The sequence below is a fragment of the Nocardia asiatica NBRC 100129 genome (assembly GCF_000308415.1).
Classification (GTDB): Bacteria; Actinomycetota; Actinomycetes; order Mycobacteriales; family Mycobacteriaceae; genus Nocardia; species Nocardia asiatica.
Genome location: NZ_BAFS01000380.1, coordinates 1 through 4,286 on the forward strand (window position 1 = coordinate 1; position 4,286 = coordinate 4,286).

Below are 4,286 nucleotides of genomic sequence, written 5' to 3' on the forward strand. Positions count from 1 at the left end.
ATCTTGCGCAGGGTGCCGCGGCCGATGCGCAGGGCGGTCGGTACGTCCAGCGGGTCGGAGCGCATCAGCACGACATCGGCGGTTTCGATGGCCACGTCGGTACCTGCGCCGATGGCGATGCCCAGGTCGGCTTGGGCGAGGGCGGGAGCGTCGTTGACGCCGTCGCCGACCATGGCGACCTGGCGGCCGCTGCGTTGTAATTCGGCGATCTTGGCGGCTTTGTCGCCCGGCAGTACTTCGGCGATGACGGTATCGATGCCGAGCCGCTCGGCGATGCGCTTCGCCGTGGCTTCGTTGTCACCGGTCAGCATGACCACCTCGATCCCGAGATCGTGCAGCGCGGCGACGGCCGCTGGTGAGGTTTCGCGGGGCGCGTCGGCGATGCCGATGACCGCCGCCGGTTTGCCGTCCACCGTGGCGATCACCGCGGTGCGTCCGGTGGCGGCCAGTTCGTCGCGGCGGGCGGCCAGCGCGCCGAGGTCGATGCCTTCTCGTTCGGCCAGCCGCCGGTTACCGACGACGACACGGCGGCCCTCGACCTCGGCGATCGCACCGTGGCCGGGGACGTTCTCGAACGCTTCGGCCCGAACCTGGCCGACCCCTGCTTTGTCCGCGTAGCGGACGACAGCCTGGGCGAGGGGGTGTTCGGATTCGCGTTCCACCGCTGCGACCAGGCGCAGCACTTCGGCTTCACCGATGCCGTCGGTGATGACGTCGGTGACCTCGGGTTCGCCCTTGGTGAGCGTTCCGGTCTTGTCCATCACCACCGTCTGGATGCGGGCCGAAGTCTCCAGCGCCATCGCGTTTTTGAACAGCACACCGCGTTCGGCGCCGAGCCCGGTGCCGACCATGATCGCGGTGGGTGTGGCCAGCCCGAGGGCGTCCGGACAGGTGATGACCACAACGGTGATCGCGAACAGGATCGCCGCCGAGAAGGGGCGATCGGAGAGCAGGAGCCAGGCCGCCAGCGTGCCCGCACCACCGATCAGCGCGACGAACACCAGCCAGAACGCCGCCTGGTCGGCCAGACGCTGGCCGGGAGCCTTCGAATTCTGGGCTTCCTGCACGAGTTGCACGATCTGCGCCAGCGCGGTGTCCGCGCCGACCTTGGTCGCGCGCACGCGCAGGGTGCCGTTGGTGTTGATGGCGGCGCCGATGACCACCGAGCCGGGAGCTTTGTGCACCGGCAGGCTTTCGCCGGTGACCATCGATTCGTCGACCTCGCTCTCACCGTCCTCCACCACCCCGTCGACGGCGATCTTCGCCCCTGGGCGCACCAGCAGCAGATCACCGACCGCCACGTCGGCCGTGGGGATCTCGACAGGTTCGCCGTCGCGCAACACCAGCGCTTTCGGCGGCGCGAGGTCGAGGAGGGTGCGGATTGCGTCGTTGGCGCCGCCGCGGGCGCGCATCTCGAACCAGTGCCCGAGCAGTACGAACGCGGCCAGCACGGTGGCGGCCTCGTAGAACACTTCGCCGCCGCCGGTGAGCGTGATCACCAGCGAGTACAGCCAGCCCGAGCCGATCGCGACCGCGACCAGCACCATCATGTCCAGCGTGCGGGCTCGCAGGGCGCGGGCGGCGCCGTCGAAGAAGATCCACGACGAGTAGAAGATGACCGGCAGGCTCAGCAACAACGCCCAGAGGTCTTCGCGCAGCCCGAACGGGACCGGCACATCCAGCCCGAGTACGTCCCTGCCGATGGGTGACCAGATCACGATCGGGATCGAGAACACCAGCGCGACCAGGAACCGGTTGCGCATGTCGGCAACCATAGCTGCCATCGACATCCCGGCATGCCCGCCGTGACCCATCGCCTCGTGTGGTGAACGCAGGTCGCCGGCGCCTGCCGGGTGTTCGGTGTGAGCAGGGGCCGCCATGGTGTGGGCGACATCGTCGATGGGCTCCGCAGTCCCCAGCTGACCAGCCTGTCCGGCGTCATCGTGGTGCCCGGGGCCCACGGGTGGGTCCGGTTCGCTCAGGGGGTCGCAGAGGTGGGCGGGCATCGAGCGTCCGGCGCAGTGGTAGCCGCATTCGATCACCCAGTCCCGCAGCGCGGCAATCGTGGTCTGTGTCTGGTCGTAGACCACGGTGGCGGTCTGCGCCACCGGGTTGACCTCGACTCGATGCACGCCGGGGCGGCGGGCGAGCCGGGCGGCGACAACGTTCTGCTGCGAGGCGAACAGCATGCCACGCACATCGAGCACCGCGGTGGCGCTCTCCTTCGGCGGGTGTTGGTGGGTATCACTATGACTGGTCATGGGATCATTCCTCTTGGGATCATTCCGCCAGGGGCCGATGATCGACTGTAGGACTCGCGGACGGTGTGCCGGTGCGGGATGCGCGGGTGGCGCGGCTACGACCGCCAGACCGGCCACCACGATGGCGTCGCCGATCATCCCGGCGAGGGTGAGGGGCTCGTCGAGCGCTACCACCCCGAGGGCCACACCGACGACGGGCACCAGCAGCGTCCACGCTGTGACCGAGGTGAGCGAGGCCCGGCGCAGCTCACCGAACCACAGCAGATACGGCAGGGCGGTTGCCGCCAACGCGAGCACCACCAGGGCAAGCGCGAAGCGGCTGCTCCACACGATCGTGGTGGGCGGGCCCTCGACTACTGCGGCGAGACCAGCGAGCGCGGCGCCGCCGAGCAGGAACTGCCAAGCGCCCAACACCAGCAGATCGATGCCGGACAACCGGCGCGCCAGCAGGGCACCCGCCGCGATCCCGGCCGCCGCCAACAGCGCCAGACCCCCGCCACGACCAGCGCCGGACGGCGCCGCCACGATCAGCAATCCACCGAAACCGACTGCGACACCGGCAATTTCGATGAGACGGGGCCGATCATCGAACAGCCACCATGCGGGCAGCACCACCAGTAGTGGTGTCGAGTTGCTCAGCACCGCCGCCACCCCCGTCGTGACGCCGGTAATGCTGGCGAACATCGCACCGAACGCCACCGTCACATTCAGCAACGCCAGCACCCCGATCAGCGACCACGCGGTAAGCCCACGCGGAACCAGCAGCGCCACCCGGCCGGCCACCACCGCGGCGACGAGTAGGGCCACCCCCGCCACCAGAGCCCGTAGCGCCGCGAACCACAGCACCGGCGCATCGCGGATGCCCCACACGATCAACACGAAACACGAGCCCCACGCCACCACCACGACAAGCATCCGCGACGGTCGCGCCCCGGGGCGACCGGCCGAGATCGGCAAGCCCACGGTGGCGTCACCCATTGCCGCCGCTATGCTCACCTGGGTCAGAGCCGATGTCGCCGCGCAAGGTAGCCAGTCGCCGGTGGTATTCGTCCGCATCGATCTCGCCGCGGGCGAATCGTTCGGCCAGCACCTGCTCGGCGCTGGGGCGCACGATCGGCGCGCCGCCGGCCGGCGCGGACGGCTGGGCCAGATACCGGACGGTGAGTATCACCCCGGCGATCACCAGCGCCCAGAACAACACCATCCCGACCGTCATGAGCCCGTAACCCCACCCGCTCATCCCGTCGTCGCCATACCAGAACATCATCGTGCACTCCTCGATCGATGCGAACTCACCACGGTCGTCTCGACTCGGCGATTTCGCAGTCGTGTCGGCCGTGGCGAGCATCCGTACCCCTACGATCCGCATCGCTGCGCGCGGCCGATAGGGGCTAGGTGCCCTTACGGCGCCTCCGAAGGTCTCTACCCCCAGTGGGTATCCCGGAACGGGCCGAAGCCGGGGTGACACGCCGATGGTATGAGTCAGGTGCGCGGATGCCGCCGGTCGCGACGCATCATGTTGACTGTCGTGCACCTGGGTGCACTGGGCATATTGGAGTCATACTCAGGACACAACCTGCACGCTCATGAACCCGGCGATTCACCGAGCAAAGGAGTGAACAATGCAAGTGCTGGAGTACTTGTTCCATTTCGGTCCGACATTCAATCCAACGATCAACCTTTTCTCAATAATCATCCAAATCGGCCCCGGTCACACGATATGACGACATCAGCTCAGACCGGCAGTGCCGAGCCCGCCGCCCGCTCCGACCAAGAAAACCCGCTCCGACACTAACGCCTGCGGCATCGCAGGATCGGCGCCCCGAAGACCGCACCGGCCACAGCACCGACACCATCTGGCGAGCATCTCGGCGGCGACGCAACCGGGGCGCGTGAACCGCTGGTCCGGCGACTTCGATGGCGCCATCGGTACCCGGCCCCGATGGCGATTCCCCGGCCGGTTGGGGCCGGGTGACCGGTCCCTGTGACCGGTTCCCGATCACGCGACCACGCCCGCCTGCGATG

Annotated in this window: 2 protein-coding genes and 1 pseudogene; all 3 read right to left on the reverse strand. The window is 68.3% G+C overall.

What is annotated here, in order from left to right; all coding sequences use genetic code 11:
- Positions 1-2,261 (reverse strand): heavy metal translocating P-type ATPase (locus ON27_RS29675; protein ID WP_043735014.1); only part of this gene is annotated, 2,261 nt, incomplete at its 3' end.
- 156 nt (positions 2,262-2,417) lie between these two features.
- Positions 2,418-3,317: pseudogene (locus ON27_RS44980) on the reverse strand (EamA family transporter); the annotation flags it as partial.
- Complete coding sequence (locus ON27_RS29680) at positions 3,232-3,528, reverse strand: SHOCT domain-containing protein (protein ID WP_043735016.1); 297 nt, start codon at positions 3,526-3,528, stop codon at positions 3,232-3,234. The pseudogene ON27_RS44980 and the gene ON27_RS29680, both read right to left, overlap by 86 nt.
- Between the last annotated feature and the right edge of the window lie 758 nt (positions 3,529-4,286).

Excerpts from the sequence above, each read along its gene's own strand:
- ON27_RS29680 (WP_043735016.1), bottom strand. The coding sequence starts at position 3,528 with ATGATGTTCTGGTATGGCGACGACGGGATGAGCGGGTGGGGTTACGGG.